The sequence below is a fragment of the Bacillus sp. FSL W8-0102 genome (assembly GCF_038007225.1).
GTDB lineage: Bacteria > Bacillota > Bacilli > Bacillales > DSM-4216 > Bacillus_O > Bacillus_O smithii.
On sequence record NZ_JBBOWT010000001.1, the window covers coordinates 2916797 to 2941308 of the forward strand.

The 24512-nt window shown below is 41.9% G+C and carries 22 protein-coding genes; 7 read left to right on the forward strand and 15 right to left on the reverse strand.

Features of this window, described 5'->3' with window-relative positions; genetic code table 11:
- The first annotated feature begins 9 nt into the window (after positions 1-9).
- Positions 10-780 carry an ABC transporter ATP-binding protein gene (locus N1I87_RS13805; RefSeq protein WP_341102320.1) on the forward strand — a complete coding sequence of 257 codons (771 nt, stop codon included), beginning with the start codon at positions 10-12 and terminating at the stop codon, positions 778-780.
- Entirely contained in the window at positions 773-1576 is an 804-nt protein-coding gene (locus tag N1I87_RS13810) for an ABC transporter permease (RefSeq protein WP_270584363.1), read from the forward strand. The genes N1I87_RS13805 and N1I87_RS13810 overlap by 8 nt, the downstream gene beginning before the upstream one ends.
- On the opposite strand, the gene ytkD is transcribed toward N1I87_RS13810, so the two are convergent.
- From ytkD to N1I87_RS13825, 3 genes are all read right to left on the reverse strand, one after another.
- Entirely contained in the window at positions 1573-2055 is a 483-nt protein-coding gene (gene ytkD, locus N1I87_RS13815) for an RNA deprotection pyrophosphohydrolase (protein ID WP_270584360.1), read from the reverse strand. The genes N1I87_RS13810 and ytkD overlap by 4 nt on opposite strands.
- A 77-nt stretch (positions 2056-2132) precedes the next feature.
- Positions 2133-2477 (reverse strand): hydrolase, encoded by a 345-nt coding sequence (locus tag N1I87_RS13820; protein ID WP_270584359.1) that lies wholly within the window; start codon positions 2475-2477, stop codon positions 2133-2135.
- Between the two features lie 400 nt (positions 2478-2877).
- Positions 2878-3474: a YitT family protein gene (locus N1I87_RS13825; protein WP_341102322.1), complete on the reverse strand. Its 597-nt coding sequence runs from the start codon at positions 3472-3474 to the stop codon at positions 2878-2880.
- 174 nt (positions 3475-3648) lie between these two features.
- Between N1I87_RS13825 and N1I87_RS13830 the strand changes: the two genes are divergently transcribed.
- The gene (locus N1I87_RS13830; RefSeq protein ID WP_003352715.1) at positions 3649-3894 is read left to right on the forward strand and encodes a DUF6154 family protein; all 246 of its coding nucleotides are present in this window, start codon (positions 3649-3651) and stop codon (positions 3892-3894) included.
- Between the two features lie 115 nt (positions 3895-4009).
- Here N1I87_RS13830 and N1I87_RS13835 read toward each other — a convergent pair whose 3' ends face one another.
- Both N1I87_RS13835 and ahlS read right to left on the reverse strand, forming a co-directional pair.
- Entirely contained in the window at positions 4010-5134 is a 1125-nt protein-coding gene (locus N1I87_RS13835) for a zinc-dependent alcohol dehydrogenase family protein (protein WP_270584357.1), read from the reverse strand.
- Positions 5135-5151: 17 nt separating this feature from the next.
- On the reverse strand, positions 5152-6000 hold the full coding sequence (gene ahlS / locus N1I87_RS13840) for an AhlS family quorum-quenching N-acyl homoserine lactonase (RefSeq protein ID WP_341102325.1): 849 nt from the start codon (positions 5998-6000) through the stop codon (positions 5152-5154).
- A gap of 454 nt (positions 6001-6454) precedes the next feature.
- Between ahlS and N1I87_RS13845 the strand changes: the two genes are divergently transcribed.
- Complete coding sequence (locus N1I87_RS13845; RefSeq protein ID WP_341102330.1) at positions 6455-7327, forward strand: EamA family transporter; 873 nt, start codon at positions 6455-6457, stop codon at positions 7325-7327.
- 1452 nt (positions 7328-8779) lie between these two features.
- On the opposite strand, the gene N1I87_RS13850 is transcribed toward N1I87_RS13845, so the two are convergent.
- Positions 8780-9220, reverse strand: a complete 441-nt coding sequence (locus N1I87_RS13850; protein WP_341102333.1) for a Dps family protein — start codon at positions 9218-9220, stop codon at positions 8780-8782.
- Positions 9221-9346: 126 nt separating this feature from the next.
- On the opposite strand from N1I87_RS13850, the gene yidD reads away from it, so the two are divergent.
- The gene (gene yidD, locus N1I87_RS13855) at positions 9347-9589 is read left to right on the forward strand and encodes a membrane protein insertion efficiency factor YidD (RefSeq protein ID WP_341102336.1); all 243 of its coding nucleotides are present in this window, start codon (positions 9347-9349) and stop codon (positions 9587-9589) included.
- Positions 9590-9741: 152 nt separating this feature from the next.
- On the opposite strand, the gene N1I87_RS13860 is transcribed toward yidD, so the two are convergent.
- The 5 genes from N1I87_RS13860 to N1I87_RS13880 form a co-directional block, all read right to left on the reverse strand.
- Positions 9742-11247: an o-succinylbenzoate--CoA ligase gene (locus tag N1I87_RS13860; protein WP_341102339.1), complete on the reverse strand. Its 1506-nt coding sequence runs from the start codon at positions 11245-11247 to the stop codon at positions 9742-9744.
- 76 nt (positions 11248-11323) lie between these two features.
- Entirely contained in the window at positions 11324-12142 is an 819-nt protein-coding gene (gene menB, locus N1I87_RS13865; RefSeq protein WP_003352704.1) for a 1,4-dihydroxy-2-naphthoyl-CoA synthase, read from the reverse strand.
- A 14-nt stretch (positions 12143-12156) separates the two neighbouring features.
- Positions 12157-12966: a 2-succinyl-6-hydroxy-2,4-cyclohexadiene-1-carboxylate synthase gene (gene menH, locus N1I87_RS13870; RefSeq protein ID WP_341102343.1), complete on the reverse strand. Its 810-nt coding sequence runs from the start codon at positions 12964-12966 to the stop codon at positions 12157-12159.
- Positions 12963-14708, reverse strand: coding sequence for a 2-succinyl-5-enolpyruvyl-6-hydroxy-3-cyclohexene-1-carboxylic-acid synthase (gene menD / locus N1I87_RS13875; RefSeq protein ID WP_341102345.1), 1746 nt, complete (start codon positions 14706-14708; stop codon positions 12963-12965). The genes menH and menD overlap by 4 nt, the downstream gene beginning before the upstream one ends.
- Positions 14701-16113, reverse strand: a complete 1413-nt coding sequence (locus tag N1I87_RS13880) for an isochorismate synthase (protein WP_341102347.1) — start codon at positions 16111-16113, stop codon at positions 14701-14703. The genes menD and N1I87_RS13880 overlap by 8 nt, the downstream gene beginning before the upstream one ends.
- Before the next feature lie 404 nt (positions 16114-16517).
- Between N1I87_RS13880 and N1I87_RS13885 the strand changes: the two genes are divergently transcribed.
- Complete coding sequence (locus N1I87_RS13885) at positions 16518-17441, forward strand: 1,4-dihydroxy-2-naphthoate polyprenyltransferase (protein WP_341102350.1); 924 nt, start codon at positions 16518-16520, stop codon at positions 17439-17441.
- A gap of 232 nt (positions 17442-17673) precedes the next feature.
- Here the strand turns inward: N1I87_RS13885 and N1I87_RS13890 are convergent, their stop codons facing one another.
- Genes N1I87_RS13890 through N1I87_RS13905 form a run of 4 tightly spaced genes read right to left on the reverse strand, consistent with a single transcriptional unit; the run spans position 17674 to position 23186 of the window.
- Positions 17674-20112, reverse strand: coding sequence for a glycogen/starch/alpha-glucan phosphorylase (locus tag N1I87_RS13890; RefSeq protein WP_341102353.1), 2439 nt, complete (start codon positions 20110-20112; stop codon positions 17674-17676).
- Entirely contained in the window at positions 20099-21550 is a 1452-nt protein-coding gene (gene glgA / locus N1I87_RS13895) for a glycogen synthase GlgA (RefSeq protein ID WP_340396513.1), read from the reverse strand. The genes N1I87_RS13890 and glgA overlap by 14 nt, the downstream gene beginning before the upstream one ends.
- A complete protein-coding gene (locus tag N1I87_RS13900; protein WP_048623888.1) occupies positions 21547-22575 on the reverse strand; it encodes a sugar phosphate nucleotidyltransferase in 1029 nt (342 codons plus the stop codon). The genes glgA and N1I87_RS13900 overlap by 4 nt, the downstream gene beginning before the upstream one ends.
- Before the next feature lie 44 nt (positions 22576-22619).
- Positions 22620-23186: a sugar phosphate nucleotidyltransferase gene (locus N1I87_RS13905; RefSeq protein ID WP_341103409.1), complete on the reverse strand. Its 567-nt coding sequence runs from the start codon at positions 23184-23186 to the stop codon at positions 22620-22622.
- Positions 23187-23290: 104 nt separating this feature from the next.
- Between N1I87_RS13905 and N1I87_RS13910 the strand changes: the two genes are divergently transcribed.
- A complete protein-coding gene (locus N1I87_RS13910) occupies positions 23291-24472 on the forward strand; it encodes an IS701 family transposase (RefSeq protein ID WP_040037972.1) in 1182 nt (393 codons plus the stop codon).
- Positions 24473-24512: the final 40 nt, after the last annotated feature.

A 24512-nucleotide genomic window follows, 5' to 3' on the forward strand; every position in this document is an offset into this window, starting at 1 on the left:
GGGCTAGTCTTGAGTTTCGTCGAAATCGATCATGTCTCTTATACTTACTTTACCCCCGAAGCAGCTTTCGAAGCTGTTCATAATATTCAAATGACCGTGGAGGAAGGCGAATTTATTTCTTTATTAGGGCCGAGCGGTTGCGGGAAAACGACCCTCCTATCGCTCATCGCAGGACTGATGACCCCGACGTATGGAACGATTTATGTGGACGGACAACATCCAAAAAATTTAAAAAATACCATCGGTTATATGCTTCAGCAAGATTACTTATTTCCTTGGAAAACCATTGAACAAAACGTTCTGCTCGGCTTAAAAGTAATGAAACAATTAAACGAAACGAGTAAAGCAAACGCCCTATCCCTTTTGGAGCAAATGGGATTAAAAAACGTTCGCAATCAAACACCCCGGCAGCTGTCGGGGGGAATGCGACAAAGAGTGGCACTAGTCCGAACATTGGCAGTCAATCCGAAACTGCTGTTATTAGATGAACCTTTTTCTGCCTTAGATTATCAAACAAAACTGAAGCTTGAGGATTTAGTTTTCCAAACGCTAAAGTCTTTTCAAAAAACGGCTATTTTAGTGACACACGATATTGGCGAAGCGATTTGTATGAGCGACAGGATCTATCTATTTTCCAAAGGTCCCGGACGAATCCATAAAGTCTTTGAAGTGCCGGATGAACTGAGATCCCTTTCTCCGCTCGAAGCAAGAAACCATTTATCCTTTACACCGTTTTTCCAAGAAATATGGAAGGAGTTGGAAAGTCTTGAAAATGGATGATCGCATTTCCTCACTGCATCAGAACTATAAATTAAAAATCAAAAAGGAAAAACGGTTCATCACCATATGCCAGATCCTATTATTTCTCGCCTTTTTCACGATCTGGGAAGTCGCCAGCCGCCGGGAATGGGTGGATCCGCTGATCTTCAGCTCTCCCTCTAAAATTTGGCATTTGCTTCTCAATAAAATCAGCGATGCTTCCTTGTTTCACCATATGGTCGTTACTTTAACAGAAACAGCGGCGGGATTTATCATCGGGACTTTAGCCGGCACGATACTTGCCACTATTTTGTGGTGGTCTCCTCTTCTTTCCAAGATTTTGGATCCTTACCTCGTTGTGTTAAACGCTCTGCCTAAAGTAGCTCTTGGCCCGATTCTCATCGTCGCGTTAGGCCCTGGTTTTACTTCCATCATCACGATGGGAGCAGTGGTTTCCGTCATCATCACCACCATCGTCGTATATACGTCCTTTCGGGAAGTGGATCCAAACTACTTGAAAGTATTGCAGACGTTCGGAGCCACCCGGAAACAAATCTTTCAAGAAGCTGTTTTTCCATCCAGCCTCCCCGCGATCATCTCTACTTTGAAAGTAAATGTCGGTCTATCATGGGTAGGCGTGATTGTCGGAGAATATCTTGTTTCCAACGAAGGACTCGGTTATTTAATCATTTACGGGTTCCAAGTATTTGACTTTACGCTTGTACTCATGTCGTTATTGATCATTGCCGTATTGGCAGCCATTATGTATCAAGCAGTAGCCGTGTTGGAAAAATTAACGGCCAAGAATCGAAACTAAAAAGAAATGCCCTGCGATTGTTTCAAATAACACAGCGTTTGCTGCACCACATCGTCTTTCATCAAAAAGCTGAATTTACTTGAGTTCAAATACCGATTCAAGTCCCCTTTTATTAAGACCGGGCCGTCTGTTTCTAAATAATCCTTTTTAGGAACCAACGAATCAATCATGCCGTAGCATATCGCTTTTACAAAAGGCTTTATAGGATCTTTGACCAAATATTCACCCAAATAGAGCAAATGGTTGTTCAACAGGCCGCCTGTTTCTTCCCAAACTTCCCTTTTGGCGGCCTCTTGCACCGTTTCTCCTTCTTCGATTTTTCCACCCGGAAATTCCAATCCCCTTTTCGGATGATTGGTCAAAAGCCAGCTATCGTCGTATCGGCATATAACAAGAACATGCTTTGGAGGGATGGTAAAAGCATTTTGAGAAAAACAAAGCTGCACTTCATATCCGTTTTGATCGTAAAACTTCTTCATTTTTTGGTCACACTCGATTTTCTTGGTTTTACCGATATTATACCGTGGAATGAATCGTTTCGCATTCCTTCTATTCGTTACAAATCCCCTTTTTCTTCCCAATAGCTGCCATCCAAAATCCCTATTTGTTCGATATGATTTTTGGCCTCATCATCGCCCAATTGATAAATCATTTCATAGATTTTGCGAAGATTTCGGTCATAGGCATCATTTTCCCGATCGTAATGGTATTGAACATACGGGGCGTGGCTGCGGAAAAAATTTTGCCATTCTACCGAATAATTCGATTCAAATATTTCGCGCAAACGAGTTATTTCTTCGTCCGTGGCAAAAATCCGATAATTCCATGGGGAATCCTGAGATGTTTTGAGAATCTCTCCATTCCCAACATGTACATAGTAAGTTTTTTTCTCACCGGCCAAATGATATCCTCCTCTTTTCTTTTTTGTTATTTTTACTTTTTTCAACTTTCTTTAAAAATATACAAGCACTTCATGTTGTCGTGCTCATAAGGTCTTGTTGTAAAAAAAGAAATGACTAGAATAAACGGAGATCTTTTATGAGCGAGTCCCCACCTCAACTGTACGGTTGATTCAACAAGCGGGGAACATTCTTTTATTCTTCAATGAAAGAAATAAGGGGGTTAAGGAGGAGCAATGAACAAATATTAGAAGGTTAAGAAATTTTTTTCAAGGCTTTTCTAGCCGTCTAATCCAAAGTAAATCAAAAAAGTCATGCAACGAAAAAGCAATTTTTATACAGATGCACTTTTGGCTATAGCTTTTACAATGAGTGATTGAGAAAGCCATCATTTTTACTCTTTCATCTTATATAGGTAACGGATTTAAACGAAGTCAAGATACCAGCCATTGCAGCTACACTAGCTACCGTTATTAAGGAGTATAGAAGTATTTTGTCTCCTAGTATCCATAAACCGAAAAGAATAATCAATGAATCAATTAGAATGAGAAGATAACCAACATTAATCGAAGTGGATTTTGAAATTAAAAAAACAAGAAGATCAATTCCACCCGGAGAGGCATTATATCTGAGCATGATCCCTACTCCCATCCCAATTGTTAGCCCTCCCAGTAGAGCACTTGCTATAACAGGAAAATGAACTATTCCATTTAATAATAGATCGATCATTATGGAGGTGATCATCAATCCATATAGACTATGTAAAAAATAAGAAAGGTCATACTTTAATGCCATCAAATAAATGGGAACATTTAAACATACCATCGTCATCCCCATCTTAAATCCCCATAAATATTTCACTAATAAACTAATGCCAAAGATTCCACCATTTATGATGTGGGATGGAATAATAAATGTATTAATTCCTATCCCGATCATCGTACTTCCCAACCCAATCATCAGCAATTTTTTGCTCACACTCTTCACCCATGCTCTCAACTTTTTATTACTACCTATATGAGAAACTTGTCTATTCTATGCACTGTTTAAAGTGGCTCTTGACACATAGAAGACTTCTCTTTGAAAAAGATTAAATCGAATGTCAAACGGAAAAAATGGAGAATAATATTTACATGAAAAGTTTTGGAATCTGAAGTAAAGGAGGCTTTCCATATGAAATTAGTCGATGAATTATATGAACTGTATCGAGGGCGCTTGCAAGGAACGGAAGAAGATTTGGATATGATTACGTTATCCGTTTTAGAACATTTGTCTCGAAAAGAACTGCTGGATATCATCCACGATTTGCCCGATCCAGAACTGGAATATTTTTTTCGATTATATTTATTTGAAGAATTAAAGGAAAAATTTGCTCAGGAAGATGAACAGCTGTTAAAAGGAAAGCACAATTTCCACTAATTGGTTACATAAGCCATGACTTTACGGGCCGTAAAAAAAGCACATGATGACGCCCGGTAAAAAATCGCAAGACGTCATCATGTGTTTTCAATGGTGACCGATTGCAAATTCCCTATTATGGGAGGACAACCAGCCTGTTGACTTCACCATTGCTTAAGCGGTCAAATCCTTCATTGATTTGCTCCAAAGGAATAGTGCCGCTAAGAAGTTTATCAATCGGCAGTTTCCCTTGTTTATACATATCAATAAATCTCGGAATATCTCTGAAAGGAACGCAGCTTCCGACATAAGAACCTTTCATCGTTCTTTCCTCTGCCGTTAAAGTCACTTGCGTGAATGAAAACTTGTGCGAAGGGTGAGGAAGACCGGTTGTAATCGTCATTCCACCTCTTCTGGTAATTTTATAAGCCGTATCCATGGCCGGCACCGCTCCTGCCGTTTCAAACGCATAATCAACCCCTCCGTCAGTAGCGGCCTTCACGTTTTCTACTACATGCTCATCTCCTGCATTGAAAACATCCGTCGCACCAAGCTGTTTGGCGAATTCCAGCTTTTCTTGATTCAGATCAATGGCGACGATCTTTCTCGCACCAGATGCCACCGCGCCTAAAAGGGCGCTCAAACCGACTCCGCCCAACCCGACAATCGCCACGGTGCTTCCCATCTGAACTTTTGCAGTATTCACTACCGCCCCGACTCCGGTCATCACCGCACATCCGAATAATGCCAATCGTTCAAACGGTACATCCTTATCCACTTTTACAACCGAATTTCTGGCAACCACTACATATTCAGAAAAAGCCGAAACGCCGAGATGGTGATGAATATCTGAACCGTTTTCATGCAGTCTTCTTTCACCGCTCAATAGAGTACCTTGATTATTTGTTTCGGCTCCTTTTTCGCATAAAGCCGGCCGACCTTCCTGACAGGGCAGACAATGTCCGCAACTAGGAACAAAGACACAAACTACATGATCACCTTCTTGCAAATCGTCTACCCCTTCCCCGACTTTTTCTACAATTCCTGCTGCTTCATGTCCCAGTGCCATTGGTGTAGGCCGCGGTCTGTCGCCGTTAATCACAGATAAGTCTGAGTGGCATAATCCAGCCGCTTTGATTCTGACCAGGATTTCTCCCCTTTTCGGCGGATCCAGCTCCAATTCTCTTATTTTCAAAGGCTGGCTTTCTGCATACGGACGTGATAATCCCAACTCATACAATACGGCTGATTTTGTCTTCATTTTGCTAGTACATCTCCCTATTCATAATATCCTTCAGTAGACTTAATAAATGATTGAAATTGTTGGCTGTCATGGCCAAACCATACTTGAGAATTGGTTTCTTTCGCCAATCGTTTGATTTTTTCCACTGCTTTTACATAACCTAAAGAATCATAAATAATTCCCGGAACTTTGATGGGAGGGCCATAATTTTCAGCTGAATAGACAGCATCGGAAGCTAAAATAATTCCTCCCGTACCCGGCAGTTGAACATGCAGACCTAACATCCCCCAAGCATGGCCGCTGCCAAAGTTCAAAAGCGTCACATCTTCCGCCAATTTAAGCTGGTCCTCATTTCTGCCGATGGTCTTCCACTGCAGATGGTTTTTGATCCAAGCATCAATATCAGCCCAAATATAGGCGCCGCCTTTTTGATGCTCAGCATAACATCTTAAAGCACCGTTCAATTCATCTTCATGAACGATAATCGTCGCATTTGTAAACATTTCCAAGCAGCCGGCATGGTCCAAATGCAAATGAGAAGCTACAACGTATCGGATATCTTCAGGACGCACTTTCAACTGTTCCAGCCGGTTATGTAAATAGCATTCTTCGCTCGCTTCCCAAGGAAAGGTCTTTTGGGTCATTTCTTCCCAGCGCCCTTTCACTCCCATTGAGTTCGGATTGCAAGCGGTATCAAACAAAATTTTTCCTTCCGGATGATCGATCAGTACGGTATAAATCGGAAACTCAATAAATTCCGTAGGCTGGTTGGGATGATCTACAGTAGCCGGATTATGCATGGCAACCATAAAGTTTTTATCCATTTTCATTCGGCCATTATCCAGCACATATAGCTTAGAATGCGCTTTCACAATATTCGTCATCACAGCACCTCTATCTTTCCGTATTTACCGACGGCTCTTTCATTTTCCCAACGAATCCAATACATTCAATAATCCTCTAAATTTCAGCTATCCTTTCCCTTATCCTTTTATCACCCCCGATTAGGATCACTAAAACCGTCCGTCATTTTTTCCTCCACCAGATGCAAATCAAATCACTCTTTTGTTCAATTCGGTCTATTCTTTTAATTCATTATTACATAAATTATCTAATAATTAAATATAAAGTGAAACTTCCGTTTTATTAAGGCGTACAGTTTAATACCTGCTCCATAACGACGTCTTCTTTTTCTCTTGGAAATAAAAAAGTAGTATGTTAAAATCTAAACGCTTTATAATATTATATATTTTCTGAATAATATATAATAAAGAAAAAAGTTAGATACCATCCCCCCCTTTGACCATGGTGTTTCTTTTTACAGGAGGAGAATTTCTTATGACAGATGGGAGGTCTGCTTTTCTTGTTTTTCTAGCTGCAATATTATGGGGGACAACGGGAACAGCCCAAACTTTTGCACCTGATAGCGCCACCCCTGTTGTTATCGGAGCTGTCCGGTTAGCCATCGGCGGTCCCGCGTTGCTCATCTCCGCTTTTTTGAAAAGGAAATTAAATCATCAAGGGTGGTCGGTTATCCCCGTTATCATGGCTGCATTATGTATCGCTGCCTATCAACCGCTTTTTTTCTCCGCAGTGAAATTAACAGGAGTCGCAATAGGAACCGTTACGGCAATCGGAAGCGCCCCGATTTTAGCAGGCATCCTTGAATGGATTGTGAAGAGGAAAACTCCTGAACGAAATTGGTGGCTTGCGACGTTTTTAGCAATGATGGGCTGTCTATTGCTTATTCTGAATGATCATGAAATGAATGCCGCGCCGTTAGGCATCATTATGGCAATTGGTGCGGGATTATCATTTGCGGCATATACGTTGATCACGAAACATTTGCTCGAAAAGCACATACCCGAGGCAGTAGTTGGGGTTGTGTTTACTTTAAGTTCGATTTTCTTAACCCCCTTTTTATTTGTATACAATCTCAAATGGCTATTAGATCTTCATGGGATAGCTGTTGCTTTATATCTCGGACTTTTTGCCACTGCGCTTTCTTATATGTTTTTTGCAAAAGGACTGATGGGGATCCTCGCCTCAACGGCGGTTAGCCTTTCTTTGGCTGAGCCGCTCACTGCTGCATTACTTGGTGTTTTCATAGTTGGTGAGACGCTGGTTCCCATTGCATGGATGGGGGTTCTTTTGTTATTCATCGGGTTAGGATTATTGTCCTTTAAACCCGGAATGCAAAAAAGAAGATAGTTTGACCCATTCACTCGATCATACCCGTTATTTCATAACATGATCGCTTTCAATAAGATCGGAAAGAGTGTATTAAAGGAAGTTATCATCATTCAAATGTTAATAATTATCTTTCCGAATTTCCAAGCTGAAGAATTACCTGTATTCCCCGACGTTTTACCGGATGTAAAACTAATTTATTATCAAAACGTATGATAGTAAAAGTCCATTTTTAAGAAATAGGGGGCAACACAATGGAAACCAATAATCGAAACTGTTTAAGATGCCAAGAAGAGATGACTAGGGTGTCTGTAATCCCCGGCGGTGGCGGGAATTGAAAAGATGAAATCAGGATTCTTTAAAGGAAAAAACGTCAAGCGTTAACGCATTTGTATGCACTCAATGTGGGTATGTAGAACTTGTTGCTGAAAATCCAGCAATTTTCAAAGAAAAATAAGTTTTATGGATTTCTAATCGAGTAGGAGGGAGCGATTAACTCCCGTCCTCTCACACCACCGTACGTACGGTTCCGTATACGGCGGTTCAATTAAGATCATTGACGCAAGTCTTTATAACTTCCGTGAATAGCTGTTCTCTTTATGCCAGTGGTCACTCCACCCTCCAAGAGGTCTCCCACGGGATTCACCGCTTCCTCCCTCAAGTGAGGTACTACGTTTTCTGTGTTCATCATGACTCACTGAATACCAAGGGCTATTCTCTCTTAATTGTTCGGTCCTTCTTAGTTGTTCTAGACCAACTAATACTATGACCTCTGCTGACTTCTGACGGTTCAGCTACTTATCACTAAGTAGGTTATGAAGAGTACTTCACATATCCGCCAGACCTCCCCGGGTAAGTACATGCACTTTCACACCATCTATCCGCCTCATTTACTCGATATGACCTTCGACAGAAAGAGCTTTGTTTTGTTATGCAAACTCACTCAATCATACCTAGCCTTATATGAGGTTCGTGTTCCTCGGACCGGTGTTTTGCCTCCAGCTTCCTTCAGATTCCGCGTCACCACGGACACCCTTGCTCTTGGCTAACCTCTACTTCTGTCTTCGGGGTTCGGGACTTACACCCTATAGTTCATGTACATGCCGGGCGCACATAGATAAATGGACCTCATCCATCTAAGGTCCATTATTTTGCAAAAACAGCAAACATTTAACAGAGCCATTTAAAAAAAGAAATGAGAGTGTTACACGAATAAAAAATAGTAAACACTCGGAAAGGTTGCTTTTTCATTTAAACACTAACATGCTCTGAATGATGTTTGAGCCTTCATTCGGATATTTCCGGAAGTTCATTTTTGGATATGTGAATCTCCCTGTTCATTGGCTCAATGTATTGTACTCTTTATACACTCCATGGTGTTTTTATGATGATTGCATGATATCACAGAAAAAGTTTTCACTTTTTCATAAAAAAGGGTGTCCCTCATTCAAATTTAGGACACCCTCACACTACTTATTTGCCAAGAAAAGAATTCAACATCCAAACATGCTTGTCTAGTTTTTGGTGAATGGAAAGCAGCATATCTCCTGTCGTGTCATCGCCCACTTCTGCGGCCAAGTCCATTCCTTCTTTTAATTCTTTTATTAAGATCGAGAAATCGTTTACGGTCGCCTGTACCATTTCTTCAGCGGTTTCCGTTCCTTCGGCTTCCTTCACACTAGCTACTTCCAAGCTTTCTTTCAACGTAGCGATCGGCTGACCGCCTAATGCCAGCAGTCGTTCTGCCAATTCATCAATATTTTCGCTTGCTTCATTATAAAATTCTTCAAATTTTTCATGAAGGACAAAAAATTGTGAACCTTTTACATACCAATGGAAGTTATGTAATTTTGTGTAAAGCACTGTCCAATTGGCTACTTGCTTATTGACGATTTCCAATAATTTTTCCGACATTTTTATCACCCTCCACATTTATGTTGTTCCCATTTCCATTTTAAACTAAACATCAAACGTTGTCATTTTTTGTATCTCGATCTGGAATCATGATAAAATAAACCTACTGTTAGGGAGAGGTGTATCATGGGAAAAAAGTTTGCCATATTCTTTATCCGAGTTTACCAAAAAGCGATATCTCCATTAATGCCTCCTTCTTGCCGATTTTATCCAACCTGCTCTCAGTACGGTTTAGAAGCGATAGAGCGTTTTGGCGTCCTGAAAGGCGGAATGTTAACATTAAGACGAATCAGCAAATGCCATCCTTTTCATCCCGGCGGCTATGATCCCGTACCCGAAAAATGGCCGCAAAAAAAGAATGATGATTAAAAAAGAAATTCGTTCGTTAAGAAAGCGCCCATCTAAATTCCGAATCGTTACAAATCGCTTCCGACTTTATATGTAAGTAAGAGACATTGACATTTACCTTAAAGGAAAACGTCAATCCATAAAAAAGAGGCTGCCGCTTTGGCAAGCCTTTTTTATTCGGCCGAGCTATGGGCATTTTTTTTCACCATTTCCCGGTACAGCTGTTTTAATTCTCTTCTTAACAATTTGTTGGACGCATTTCTTGGCAATGCCGGCACGGTAAAAAAGCGCCTTGGAATTTTATATTTTGCCAAATGCATTCGGCAATAATCCAATAATTCCTTTTCTGGAACGTGTTTTTTCACGACGAGAAACGCAACCGGCACTTGGCCCCAGTTTGCATCGTTTACGCCGATGACTCCGGCTTCGACAACATCCGGATGTCCCGTTAGAACCGATTCGATTTCTGCCGGATATATGTTCTCTCCACCGGAAATAATCAAATCTGAACGCCGATCCAACACATACAGAAAACCCTCTTCATCCAAATAGCCGATATCCCCCGTGAACAGCCAACCATCTTGGAATCGTTCGCGATTCGCATCTTCCCTTTTCAAATAACCTTTCGTCACATTTGGTCCTTTCACGACAATTTCACCGGCTTTCAGAGGAGGCAGCACTTTCCCATCTTCCATAATGCGAATTTGTGCTGGAAAAAGCGGCTTTCCGGCTGATCCAAGCTTGCTCAAACTATATTCAGGCGGAAGCGTTACGATTTGCGAGGAAGTTTCGGTCATTCCGTATGTTTGAAAAACGGGAATTCCTTTTTCAGCACATTGTTCCAAAATTGATTTTGGCGCCGGGCCTCCGCCGAGAAGCATGCAGCGAAAACGTGATGAATAAGATTTATTTCCAAGATTATTCAACAAACGTTGCAACATCACCGTCACAACGGAAATAATCGTTCCTTCACCGTTGATCAGCTTATTGTTGATGTCTTCTTCATCAAATCGTTCATATAGCCGAACAGTCATTCCGTATATGATGCTGCGCATTAATATGGAATAGCCGCTGATGTGGAAAAGAGGGACAGCACAAATCCATAGATCATCTTCTTTTAACCCTAAATTCAACGCAGAACCGGCTGCACTCCAAAAATGATTATCGTATGATTGCAAAACTCCTTTTGGATTGCCGGTCGTACCTGAAGTGTACATAATGGAACATATATGATCCATCTTCCACTCTTCAGCAATAAATGTAAGACGCGGCTCTCTTTCCTTCAGTTCATCTATGCTTGCTTTTTCCAAATTCCCGTTTTGATTTTGGACGCGATCCGCTGTATCTTTAAATTCATCATCGTAAATCAGGAGCTTGGCCTCTGAATCCGTAATCTGCCATGAGATTTCTGATTCTGTTAATCTTGTATTGATCATGACCGCCACTGCGCCTAACTGCTGTAAAGCATAAATAATAAAAATCGATTCCGGTTTGTTTTTGACTAACAAGGCTACCGCATCCCCCGAACTGATGGAGTAGGATGCAATTTTTTCCGCGAATTTCAGCGCTTTTTCGAAAACGTCTTGAAACGTATAAGACTGATCATGAAAAAGAACGGCAGGACGGTCAGGAGTTAATGATGCCCGCTGTTTTAAAAAATTGGGTAATACTGCGGCCACACGAAAACCTCCTTTCTATGATTCAAAAAAGCTTGATGGAATTCCATCAAGCTTTCTTCGTGATTCTTGTATGATATCAAGGGAAACGCGGGAATTGTCCAAAATTTGGTTTACGTTTTTCTTTAAAGGCATCGCGTCCTTCTTTTGCTTCATCGGTTGTATAATAAAGCAACGTTGCGTCGCCGGCCAATTGCTGAATTCCGGCTAAGCCATCGGTATCAGCATTGAACGCCGCTTTTAAGAAACGAATGGCCGTCGGACTTTTTTCTAAAATTTCTTCCGCCCATTTCACCGTTTCTTCTTCTAATTTCTCAAGTGGAACAACTGTATTGACAAGCCCCATTTCCAATGCTTCCTGAGCGTTGTATTGACGGCAGAGATACCAGATTTCTCTCGCTTTTTTATGACCGACAAGACGAGCCAAATAGCCAGCTCCGTATCCACCGTCAAAGCTTCCCACTTTCGGTCCGGTTTGTCCGAAGATCGCATTGTCAGCCGCAATCGTTAAATCGCAAACGACATGAAGGACATGACCGCCGCCAATGGCATATCCGGCTACCATCGCAATAACCGGTTTCGGAATCACGCGAATCAAACGCTGCAAATCCAATACATTTAAGCGCGGAATATTATCTTCTCCTACATAGCCGCCATGGCCGCGGACTTTTTGGTCACCGCCGGAACAAAACGCTTTGTCTCCTGCACCTGTTAAAATGATGACTCCAATATTAGAATCATCGCGGGCATACGAAAAAGCATCGATCATTTCCATGACCGTTTTCGGCCGAAAAGCATTTCTAACTTCCGGGCGGTTAATCGTAATTTTGGCAATGTGGTTATAAGTTTCATAAATAATATCTTCGTATTCGCGTTCCTTTACCCAAGGAAAACCCATTTTCATTCTCCTCCTTATGTAGAACTAATAAACTCATTCACTATTGTACCAAACTTTTGACTATCTTCGACATGAATTGCGTGCCCAGCGCCTTCGACTTCTTCCCAACGTCCATTCGGCAGCATTTTTTTCATTTCTTGGGCAATTTTTTTAAATTTCACATCCAGTGAACCGGTGATCAACAGCACCGGCATGTCCAGACGATCTAATTGGCTCCACCAAGACGGCTGTGCGCCAGTACCCATCCCTATAAGAGAATTGGCCAGTCCTAAAGGATGTTGGCGAAGTCTTTGTTCGCGGATTTTTTTTCTGATCTCGATCGGCAATTGAGACTGAGAAGCAAACAAAGGGATCTTTTCCCACTCATCTACAAATGCCTGAATACCAGCTTGCAAAATTTTTTCTGCCAATGCATGATCTCGTTTTCTGCGCGCAGACCTTTCCGTCTCGGTTTTCAAACCGGGAGAAGAACTCTCCAAAATCAACCGTTTTACTCTTTTCGGATATAATACCGCCATCGTCAAGGCTAGCCGTCCTCCCATGGAATAGCCGATCACATTGATTTTCTGGATACTCAGACGGCTCAATAGTTCGATCACGTCACCAGCAATCTTTTTGATCGCATATTCTTCGCTGTTTTCCGGATGTGCGCTGTTGCCATGGCCGAGAATATCGATGGAAATGCATTGATAATCTTTTTGCAGCTTTGCCACTATTTTATCCCATGTTGTATGGTCGCCGGTAAATCCATGAAGAAATAAAAGCGGCTCCCCTTTTCCAGTGATTGTGAAATAATACGTTCGGCCATTGACCGTCATATTCATTTTCTCTCACCTAGCAGCATAGAAGTTATTTCCCGGGAAACATTCTTCCACAATTGTCGATGGACCATGACATTTTTTTCCCGATTGGTCGGTACTTCAATAATGGATAATCCTTCATGGGAAACCGCTTTTTGGACAGACTCTTGAAATTCATCCCAGCTTGATATTTTTTGATAGTCGCCTCCGTACATTTCAGCAGCAAGCGAATAATCCAGATCGATGGGAGTGCCAAAAAGTTCTTCAAAATGTTTTGGATGCTCTGCCTGGGGCAAATAAGAAAAAATGCCGCCGCCGTTGTTGTTGACGATGATGATATTCACATTCAATCGATGCAGTTTAGCTGCGAGCATCCCGTTCATATCGTGAAAGAGCGAAAGATCGCCGATGACTAAAAACAATGGCTGCCTAAATACGCTCGCCCCCATGGCAGTGGAAACGACCCCGTCAATGCCATTGGCTCCCCGGTTCGCCATAATTTCAATCTGTTTAGAATTCTTAAAGAAGAAGGAATCTACATCTCTAATCGGCATGCTGTTGCCTACGAACAGAGTGGCTCCTTCAGGCAATGCATGTTGAAGCTGATAAAACAGTTTCCCTTCATCTAAAAACTCGACATCATTTACGGTGCGCATCCATTCTTTTGTTTTCTCGTTGACGGCTATCCATTTTTCAATCCACCGGGAATGATGGTTTCTTCGTACCTTTTCTGATAACTTTTGACAAAAAGATGTTTCCTCACAGGCAATCATTCGTGTGGCAGAATAAGAAGGGTCACGCCAAAGACCTCCGCCATCGACCACCCATTGCTCAGCATCGCGGTTTTCTTGCAAAAAGAAAGTCAACGCTTTGGAGACCGGCATGGCACCAAAACGAATGATCACATCTGCAGCAAGCAGACGGCGGACGGTTTGATCCCGCAAAAAAGAATCATAACTATCTATAATTTCTTTTGACAAAAAAGGGCCGCTTCTCAACTGTGAGAGCGGGTCCGCCAAAACGGGAAAACCTAACGCTTTCGAAAGCTTCACGACTTGTTCGGAAAAACCGGTGGAATCAAGCGCTCCACAAACGATAATCCCGCGCTCATATTGAACCAGTTCATGCGCAAGGCCTTCCAGTTCCTCCTCCGGAAGTTCACGCGCAACATTTTGAAGCTGAACAGTCTGTCCAGCTTGTGTGATGGATTCGTAAGCATGCTCATAATCAGGGATAAGCGGTTCACGAAACGGAAAATTCAAATGAACCGGGCCCATCGGTGCTTGAGAAGCTATATAAACGCTTCGAGCCGCATTCGAACGCGCGTAGCGAAGCATCGTATCCCCCGTCTCCGGAAGCGCCATATCGACAAACCATTTCACATGGCGACCGTAAAGATGATTTTGATCGATCGCTTGCGGTGCCCCTACTTCTCTTAGTTCATGTGGTCGATCAGCTGTAAGAACAATCAAGGGGACGCGTGCATAATTTGCCTCGATCACAGCCGGATAATAGTTGGCTGCAGCGGTTCCGGATGTACAGAGCAACGCGATCGGTTTTCGCAAAGCTTTTGCCATTCCCAAAGCAAAAAAACCGGCTGACCGCTCATCGATGTGAAGATACAAATGCAGGTCAGGATGTTCTGCCATCAACATGGCCATCGGAGTTGATCGCGAACCCGGACTGACGACAACATGGCGAACTCCTGCTTTCGTCAATTCATCAATGAAATGGGATAAATACAATGTCAATGATTCATTATTCATGGATGTCTCCTCCTATAGCCCGGAGCATTGGCCGAAACTTAATGCTTGTTTCTATATATTCGCTCTCCGCTTCTGAATCAGCTACAATTCCGCATCCTGCGTATAGATAAGCTTGAGCGTCATGAAAAAGACCAGAACGGATGGCCACTGCAAATTCTCCGTTTCCGTCGCCATCTATCCAGCCGATAGGTCCGCCATAAAGACCTCTGTCTATTTCTTCCAATTGACGAATCTTTTCCAGCCCTTCTTGCTGAGGCAGACCGCCTAACGCAGGAGTAGGATGCAATCTTTCAACAAACTGCAGCACCGACATGTTTCGACGGGCTTTTCCGACAACAGGCGTAAAAAGATGCTGTATATCACTCAATTTCAGCAGCTCCGGCTGTTCTGGAATTTGAACGTTTTCACACAAACTGTTGATGACGCTGCCAATCATATCGACAACCAACTGATGTTCTTTTCGATTTTTGCGATCTCCCATTAATTCTTGTCCAAGCTTTTGGTCCTCTTTTAAATCTTTGCCGCGCCGGATCGAACCAGCCAAGCATGTGGAAAGCACATTTTCATGCCACTTTTGGACCAATCTTTCAGGAGACGCGCCTAAAAAACAACGATTCATCGTTTCCAGCGCAAAGAGGAAGCTTTCATGCTGCTCCTCCCATAAACGTTTTAATACAGCTTCCAGAAAAGGTCTTTCTTGAAACTGTACGGTTAACATTCTGGCTAATACCACTTTTTTTAGTGTTTCATTACAGTGAATTTGTTCAACCGCTTTATGGACTGCTTGCTTCCATTCGTTGCTGCCGTGCTCAGCCACATTTACGATGGCCGTCATTCTTTTCGGGACTTCTTTCGCGTTTCTAATGACCTTTTCTTTTTGGCTGATCCATTTTTCAAGAAAATCGTCTTCTTCATGGGCCGTATGAATCACGTTGGAAGTCAAATATGTACGGTCTTTTTTTATCGTTACCATAAACGACGGAAGAACAAAATAGGCAGAAGAAAACGGAGCCCATTTTTCCTCTTTTATCGTGCCGGGGTCAAAAGAAAAACCACCGAATAAAAGGGGACCGGTGCCCATAACCTCTTTATAGGCGTTTTCGATAACCGCTTCTTTCAATAAATGATTCCATTTTTCCTCTATTTCTTTATATCTTTCCTTAATTCCCTTTTCGCTCCTTAAAACAGCTGCATTCCCCACACCAACTATAATCGTGTCGCTTTCGGAGTCTTTCCAAAAAAAGCGTTCACCTGAATAAACGGAATCATTGCCATAATAAAAAGCGAGGGGATCTATAAAATCCATTTCTTCTGTTATACTGAAAAGCATAGCTTGATTCTTCCCTTTTCTGTTTTCCAATTTGCTCATCAATTGAACAGGAAGATGATGACTTTTAATAGACAATGAAACAGCCTCCACTTCAACTATACTTTATTCGACTCTCTCGTTTAAACTTCTTTAAAGATACACCTCTGTCGTTTTTAAAGTCAACGTAACACTTTTTTCACAATTCCATTTCTATTATATCTTAACCTTGCCAAAGATTAATCAAATACGCTTGCCCACAATAAAATAAGCTAAAGAAAAAGTTGGCATTCGCATTACGACGAAAGTCAGAAGGATGCAGCAGAGATTTTCAATCAGCTGTTTCTTTTCCTGCGCATTCCTTAGGCTGTCATTATCATCCCTCCCGTTCATCAATCGGTAAAAAAAGATTGACACCTTTTGTTTCATTTTCTATAGTGATGGTGGGAGAATAGGATGTTTTATAGGCTATTTTTACTAGAAATATAAGGAGAGATCCATCAATGGAAATGCATACAACTCCTGTTATACAGCCGGAGAAAAGATGGCGTGTTTGGTGGCGTCTTACTCGTCCACACACCCTGACAGCCGGCTTTGTTCCTGTTTTAATAGGGACCGCGCTCGCATATCAATATACATCGATACATTTTGGTTTATTTTTTGCCATGCTGTTGGCTAGTTTGCTGATCCAAACGGCTACCAATATGTTTAATGAATATTTCGATTATGTGCGCGGCTTGGACACAGAGCATTCAGTCGGAATCGGTGGAGCCATCGTACGAAACGGCATTAAACCGAAGACTGTTTTATCTCTAGCTTTTGCCCTGTGCGGAATATCTGTACTGCTCGGCGTCTATATTTGCATGCAATCAAGCTGGTGGATTGCGGCTGTCGGAACGCTTGGAATGATTGCCGGATACCTCTATACGGGCGGACCGAAACCGATTGCTTATACCCCGTTTGGCGAACTGACATCAGGCTTGTTCATGGGACTTATCATTATTTTAATATCCTTTTACATTCAAACGGGATTCATCACCACTACAAGTGTTCTGATCTCGATTCCCATTTCTATTTTGATCGGCTCCATCTTATTGGCGAATAATATTCGAGATTTGGATGGCGACAAAGAAAACGGCAGAAAAACATTAGCCATATTGCTCGGTCGAGAAAATGCGATCCGTTTCCTGCAAGGGATGTTTATCGTTTCGTATGCTTGGGTAACAGCCCTCGTCCTATTTCAAATCGCCTCTCCATGGCTATTGATCGTCTTTTTAAGTGTACCAAAAGCCGTCAAAGCCGTTAAAGGATTTATTGGAAAAACAAAACCAATCCAAATGATGCCTGCCATGAAAGCCACCGCACAAACGAATACGATCTTTGGATTTTTGTTATCAATCGGGCTTTTTATCAGTTACTTCTTATAACCTGTCCCTATAATGAGGACAGGTTTTTTCTTTGTACAAAAATAGATGTCCTGATGATGAGTATTAGTCGCCCGCAAGGATGTGGAAAGGGGTTTTTAAAATCAACGAGGGGATGGATCCAAGAAGTGAATGGATGAATGCCAGTTGGCGGGAGCCGGGGAAAACAATATAACAGTCCCATAAAGCTGCTTTTATTCTTGCTGAAAAGGCGCCCGCCGAACATTTGATTTATTCAAAACAAAGGTTCCATTGACGAAAAGTCTGATTCGTCTCGATTTTCATATTTTCCAATCTTCCATATCTCTTTGGCATATTCTTGAACGGTCCTGTCACTAGAAAAATATCCCGACTGCGCGATATTTTGAACCATCATTCGCAACCAACGCTCTTGTTCTTTTTCATAGAGATATCCTGCTTTTTCTTGAATCGCCACATAAGGAGAAAAATCTTTTAACACAAAATACTGATCATTTCCTTCAAGCAAAGAATCATAAATCACTTCGAACTGTTCGGAATCAGGCAATAGACCATCAACCAGCCGATCTACCGCCCGCCTGATACGTTTGTCATGATGGTAATATTCACGGGAATAATAGCCGCCTTCTTTTTCAAACTTCATCACTTCTTCCGATGTCAAACCAAAAATCAAAATGGATTCCGAACCGACCCGCTCCAACATTTCAATATTAGCCCCATCCAGCGTCCCGACCGTAATGGCCCCATTCATCATAAATTTCATATTTCCAGTGCCGGAAGCTTCTTTGCTGGCTGTAGAAATTTGCTCGCTTATATCGGCTGCAGGAATAATTTCTTCTGCAAGCGAAACGCGGTAATTTTCGAGAAATATCACTTTGATGAATCGATTGACAATAGGATCGTTATTCACGATTTCAGCTAAAGAATGGATCAGCTTAATAACTCGTTTCGCATAATAGTAACCCGGAGATGCTTTCGCGCCAAAAATAAAAGTTCGCGGATAAATAGAAAAAGTGGAATCTTCTCGGATGCGGTTATACAAATAAAGAATATGAAGAATATTCAGCAGCTGTCTTTTATAGGCATGAAGACGTTTCACTTGGACATCAAAAATAGAATGGGTGTCGACTTTGATCCCATTTTGTTTCCAAATTCTTTCAGCCAATATTTCTTTTCGGGCCGCTTTTACTTTCTTCAATTGTTCTAAAAACAGCCAATCGTCCTCATATTGTTTCAATAAGCTCAATTTTTCCGGTTCTCTGATCCAGCTGTTTCCAATCGATTCCGTTATTAAGTGGGATAACTCCGGATTCGCTTTTAACAGCCATGTCCGATGAGTCACTCCATTCGTTTTATTGTTAAACTTTTCCGGCTGAAATTCATAAAACCGTTTCATTTCCCTTTTTTTCAAAATTTCTGTGTGAAGTTTGGCCACTCCATTTACACTATAGCTTCCGGAAATCGCCAAATGAGCCATTCGGACTTCTCCGTATGAAATAATGGCCATCTTCTCAATCCGTTCCCAATCTCCCGGATATTTTTCCCAAAGCTGTTGGCAAAAACGTTCATTTATTTCTTGAACAATCATATAAATTCGCGGCAGCAGCGGCTGAAAAAGACGGACAGGCCAACGTTCAAGAGCTTCTGACAACGTAGTATGATTCGTATAGCAAAAAGTATGGGAAGTAATATGCCATGCTTCATCCCATCCTAATCCTAGTTTGTCCATTAAAATCCTCATCAGTTCAGGAATCGCCAAAGCAGGATGGGTATCGTTAATATGTATGGCCGTATAGCGATGAAAATCCCGAATCTGTTTATGCTGGGAAAGATAATTTTTTACAATCGATTGAATGCTCGCCGAAACGAGAAAGTATTGCTGCTTCAAACGCAATATTTTTCCTTCATCATGAGCATCATCGGGATAAAGAAATTCTGAAATCGCCTCTGTATCTTTCTTATACTTCATCACATCTTTATTAGGCATATATCGAGACGGTTCAGCGCTCCACAGCCTTAAAGTATTTACGGTTTTTCGTTTATAGCCAATAACGGGAATATCGTATGGTACAGCTGATACATATTCAGCATCCAATTGATGGAATGTCAACCTTCCATTATCATTCTCCGTTTCTACTCTTCCCCAAAAGGGAACTTCCATCGTTAAATCGGCTTTTCTCACTTCCCAGACATGCCCATGCTTCAACCATTGCTCCGGCAGTTCAACTTGATAGCCATTGACCATTTTTTGTTCAAAAAGGCCGTATTTATAGCGAATGCCAAGCCCATGTCCAGGTAAATCAAGCGTTGCAAGCGAATCAAGAAAGCAGGCGGCCAGCCTCCCAAGACCGCCGTTCCCCAGAGCTGCATCCATTTCTATTTCTTCCAACTCGGAAAGTTGAATCCCCAGCTCTGAAAGTCCCTCTTTTACGAGGTCATAAATCCCGGCATTTAATAAATTTTGTCCAAGAAGCTTTCCAAGAAGAAATTCAATGGACAAATAGTACACCTGTTTTTGACGATGAGAACGATAATGTTCATTCGTTCGAATCCAATTAAGGCTAATATACTCCCGCACCATGTTTCCCAATGTTTGAAATTGATCCGAAGGTGTTGTTTCCGCAAAACTTTTTCCAGACGTTCTTTCAACTCGGTTTAAAAATGCTTCCTTAAACTCTGCTTTAGTAGAAAACATGGCTTTCCCTCCCAGCTAGCAAATCGGCATACATTTCATTATATTGATAAGCAGAATGAGACCAGCTGTTATCAGCAGCTAACGCCTGTCTAACCATTTCATACCGAATGTCAGGCTGACGATAAAAAGACAGTGCTCTCCGAATGGTATACAGCATATCATGTGCATTGAAATTTCGAAACGAAAACCCGTTCCCTTCTTTCGTGAACTCATTATAAGATTGAACCGTATCGTTAAGTCCGCCTGTTTCCCGTACTATAGGAAGGGTCCCGTATTTCATCGCGATCATTTGCCCTAATCCGCACGGTTCAAATTTCGACGGCATTAAAAATAGGTCCGCCCCCGCATAAATCCGATGGGCCATTTCCTCGTTAAATTCCAAAATGGCTTTAACTTTTTTTGGATAAAGGTTTTCCATTTCGGCAAAAAATCGTTCGAATTCTGCTTCTCCCGTACCCAGTACAATCAATTGGACATTCTCTTGCATGATCTCATGAAAAACACATTTGACCAGATCCAGCCCTTTCTGTTTTGTCAACCTCGAAATAATCGCTATAACAGGAATATGTTCCTCCACGTTTAAATGAAGCTGTTCTTGAAGGCGCTTCTTATTTTCTTTTTTTCCACTTAGATCTTCTTCCGAATAAGGTTCGATATACGGGTCATGACGAGGATCATAAATCGATTCATCTATTCCGTTCAGTATGCCCGTTATCTGTTCTTTTCGACTATTTAATACTCCGTGAAGCTTCTCGCCGAAATAAGGGGTTAGAATTTCCTCGCGATAAGTCGGACTAACCGTTGTGATCCAATCAGCAGATACAAGCCCCGCTTTCAGGAAATTAATATTGCCGAAAAATTCGGTTAATGAAGGGTGATAATGCTCCTCTTTCAACCCGAGCAAATCAGTGAGCACGGTTTTAGGGAAAATTCCTTGGAATTGAAGATTATGAATGGTCATGACGGTTCGGATCAATTCATATCCGTGTCGATGTTGATGCTCCATCCGTAACATAAACGGAATCATTCCGGCATGCCAATCATGACAATGAAGAATTTCTGGATAAAAATTCAAAGCGGCCAAACTGTCCAAAACCGCTCTTGTAAAAAAAGAAAATCGTTCCCCGTCATCGAAATAGCCATACAGGCCCTCTCTTTTAAAATAATATTCATTATCGATAAAATAATAAATGACTCCATCGTATTCTAACCGTTCCACTCCGCAATATTGATTTCTCCATCCGACCGAAACCGTCAATTCCGCCTCTTTTGTCATTTGCGATTTCCAACGACCCTCTATATTGCCGTATTTGGGAAGAATGACGCGAACATCATTGCCGAACCTTTTCAATTCTTTTGGCAATGATCCCGCCACATCTGCCAATCCTCCTGACTTGATAAAAGGCACACATTCCGATACAACGAATAATATTTTCAAGACTTCATCAACTCTCCTTGTTTTGCGCCTTTTGGCAAGACAATCGGGAACCCATTCCGAGCTTCCAAAGATACACCGTTCTTAATTTGGCCATTTTTATCGACAATGACTCCATTCAAATGACAATCCTTGCCGATTTGGGATTTTTGCATAATAATGCTGTTCTTTATGACCGAACCTTTTTCTATTTTGACGCCGCGAAAAATCACACTATTCTCGACCGTTCCCTCAATGACACAGCCATTAGCAATAATCGAATTTTTGACAATAGCCGATTTCGTATATTTTGTCGGCGGCTCATCTTTCACTTTTGTAAAGATCGGCTGGCCGTCCTTAAACAATGCTGACCAATTGTCTCGTTCCAACACATCCATGCTCGCTTGATAGTATGAAGCAATCGAAGTAATTTTTTTCACAAATCCTTCATATTCGTACAGGCATATTGTCAAACGACTATTTTGATCTTCCACCACATCCTGCATGCATCGATATCCTGTTATTTTCCTTGTTTGTATCAATTGAACTAGCAAAGACTTCTTCACAAGGTACATATCCATAGATTGTCCATGGTGGGAAATCATCATGATATCACAATTTTCATTTATAAATCGATTTAAGATCGGTTCAAAGTTCATGTTAAAAACCGTAAAGCAATTGCTGATTAATGCATATTGTTGCTGGCTTCGGTCAAAATAATCCATGTGATGGGCAAAATGACTAAACGATCCAATCCCCTCTTCCATAACTTCTAAACCTGGTGATGGAAAGAAAAAGAGCCCATCTCTTTTACGGTTTAAATCCCATTCCTTTCCCGATCCTAAATGATCCATTAAGGAACGGAACTGAAATCGCGGAAAAATGGCCACACTCTCGATTCCCGAATTCACCATATTGGAAAGAATAAAATCGATCAAGCGATAGCGCCCCGCGAACGGAACGGCTGCTAAACAACGATGGGTTAGCAGTTCCTCCATAGAATCAAAATAAGTGGTTGCATCAATGACACCAAGCAAAGAAGCTTTCAATCGATCCCCTCCCTATTTATTATTCTCTATTTTCATTTTTAAATTTAAGCAATCCATTGCTGTAGATTATCTTGTGTAATCAATGGAATTTCCATGAAATCATAACCGCGGATTTCCGTATGTTCCGGCAAATCACAAGTAACAATGGCCCGTTCAATCGTGCAATATTTTCCTATCTTCGTGTTGGGCAAAATGACAGAATCTTTTATATAGGACTCTTCGTCGACGACTACTCCTTGGAATAAAACCGAATGATGAATATATCCATCCACGACGCACCCTTCATTTACTAATGAGTCCTGTATAACGGCATGTTCGCCAATCGATTGCGGAGGCTGGTTTGGATTTACAGAGTAAATTCTCCATGATTGATCAAAAATGTTTAATCCACATTCTTCTTCCAGCAAATCCATGTTCGCTTCCCATAAACTTTGAACCGTACCAACATCTTTCCAATACCCCGAAAATGGATAGGCGTAAAGACGTCTCCGCTTGCGTAAAAGAGTCGGAATAATATCTTTTCCAAAATCATGGCTTGATAAAGGATCTTGATTATCTTTTTCTAAACAATCTTGCAACAAATCCCAATTAAAAACTATAGATGAGCAAATTCGCTAACATAAATTTACAACCAAACAAAAAAAGAGACATGAACCCGATTCCTTGATTAGAATAGATGTGTCACCAAAACTATTCACAAGGAGGTTCATGTCTCATGAATAGATTAGCACATCATCAAGGAATCCACAAGTTTTTCACGATGTTGGGGTTGGCACTTTATTTTTCAAAACCTGTCATGAAGCATCTCGTTCATATCGTGGATGCGCTGACCACCAAAGGATTTGCGGGAACATTGACCGATCTTCATCATTGGAGCTTTCATCCGAACCACCGCACGACACTCAGCCATTTTTTCACGAAAAGCCCTTGGGATGAAGAGACGCTGCTTCGCAAACTTCAACAGTGGATGCTTCGTCGTGTCGAACGCATCGCCAAACAGGAGAATCAACCCCTTTTTGTTTCGATCGATGATACGATTTGCCAAAAAACCAAGCCTTCGTCACAGGCAACGCACGCCATTCAAGGGTGTGATTGGCACTATTCTCACACAGAGAAAAAGTCGATCTGGGGACATTCTCTCGTTTGGCTCATGGTTCATACGATGACCCAGGCTTTTCCCTTTGCGTTCCGCCTCTACGACAAGGCGGCTGGGAAAAGCAAGGGGGAACTCGCGATCGAGATGCTTTCTTCTTTGGATGTACACCGTCCTGTTTATGTGCTGATGGACTCTTGGTATCCATCGCAAACGCTCGTGGAAGCTTGTCTGAAAAAGGGATTCCACGTAATCGCAATGCTCAAGGCCAATCGGCTTCTTTATCCAAAAGGCATTGCGGTTCAGGTGAGGGAGTTTGCCCGCTACATCGAACCGAAAGACACTCACCTCGTCACGGTGGGAGAAGAGCGTTATCGGGTTTATCGCTACGAAGGCTCTCTCAAAGGTCTCGATGATGCCGTGGTGCTGCTCGCTTGGAAAGCCGATCAGCCGATGACATCGGAACATCTTCACTGCGTCTTGAGCACCGACCGGGATCTAAGCGATGAAGAGATCTTGCGCTACTATGCCCAGCGTTGGTCGATCGAATGTTTTTTCCGTCAAGCGAAAGACCAGCTGAAACTCGATGGATACCGCGTTCGCGGACGTCGGGCGGTGAAACGCTACTGGATCTTGGTGCAGCTTGCTTACGTGTACAGCATGTTCGAGTCGAACAGCGATTTTTCTGATGGGCTCGATCTTCTGCGCAAGAGAAAAGGACATAGCCTCGTGGAGTTCATTTACCGTGCAGCGAAACAAAATATTCCCATTGATACCGTGAAAAAACAGCTCCACGTGGCATAAGGGGTACCCTGTTTGTCTCTTTTACATGGTAATTATTGTA

What these genes read in the sequence shown, in the direction of transcription:
- N1I87_RS13885 (WP_341102350.1), top strand. Translation starts at nt 16,518, where the DNA reads ATGGAAATGCATACAACTCCTGTTATACAGCCGGAGAAAAGATGGCGT.
- N1I87_RS13890 (WP_341102353.1), bottom strand. Translation starts at nt 20,112, where the DNA reads ATGTTTTCTACTAAAGCAGAGTTTAAGGAAGCATTTTTAAACCGAGTT.
- N1I87_RS13910 (WP_040037972.1), top strand. Translation starts at nt 23,291, where the DNA reads ATGAATAGATTAGCACATCATCAAGGAATCCACAAGTTTTTCACGATG.
- menD (WP_341102345.1), bottom strand. Translation starts at nt 14,708, where the DNA reads ATGAATAATGAATCATTGACATTGTATTTATCCCATTTCATTGATGAA.
- N1I87_RS13845 (WP_341102330.1), top strand. Translation starts at nt 6,455, where the DNA reads ATGACAGATGGGAGGTCTGCTTTTCTTGTTTTTCTAGCTGCAATATTA.
- N1I87_RS13850 (WP_341102333.1), bottom strand. Translation starts at nt 9,220, where the DNA reads ATGTCGGAAAAATTATTGGAAATCGTCAATAAGCAAGTAGCCAATTGG.
- yidD (WP_341102336.1), top strand. Translation starts at nt 9,347, where the DNA reads ATGGGAAAAAAGTTTGCCATATTCTTTATCCGAGTTTACCAAAAAGCG.
- menH (WP_341102343.1), bottom strand. Translation starts at nt 12,966, where the DNA reads ATGAATATGACGGTCAATGGCCGAACGTATTATTTCACAATCACTGGA.
- N1I87_RS13835 (WP_270584357.1), bottom strand. Translation starts at nt 5,134, where the DNA reads ATGAAGACAAAATCAGCCGTATTGTATGAGTTGGGATTATCACGTCCG.
- N1I87_RS13830 (WP_003352715.1), top strand. Translation starts at nt 3,649, where the DNA reads ATGAAATTAGTCGATGAATTATATGAACTGTATCGAGGGCGCTTGCAA.
- ahlS (WP_341102325.1), bottom strand. Translation starts at nt 6,000, where the DNA reads ATGACGAATATTGTGAAAGCGCATTCTAAGCTATATGTGCTGGATAAT.
- menB (WP_003352704.1), bottom strand. Translation starts at nt 12,142, where the DNA reads ATGGGTTTTCCTTGGGTAAAGGAACGCGAATACGAAGATATTATTTAT.
- ytkD (WP_270584360.1), bottom strand. Translation starts at nt 2,055, where the DNA reads ATGAAGAAGTTTTACGATCAAAACGGATATGAAGTGCAGCTTTGTTTT.
- N1I87_RS13810 (WP_270584363.1), top strand. Translation starts at nt 773, where the DNA reads ATGGATGATCGCATTTCCTCACTGCATCAGAACTATAAATTAAAAATC.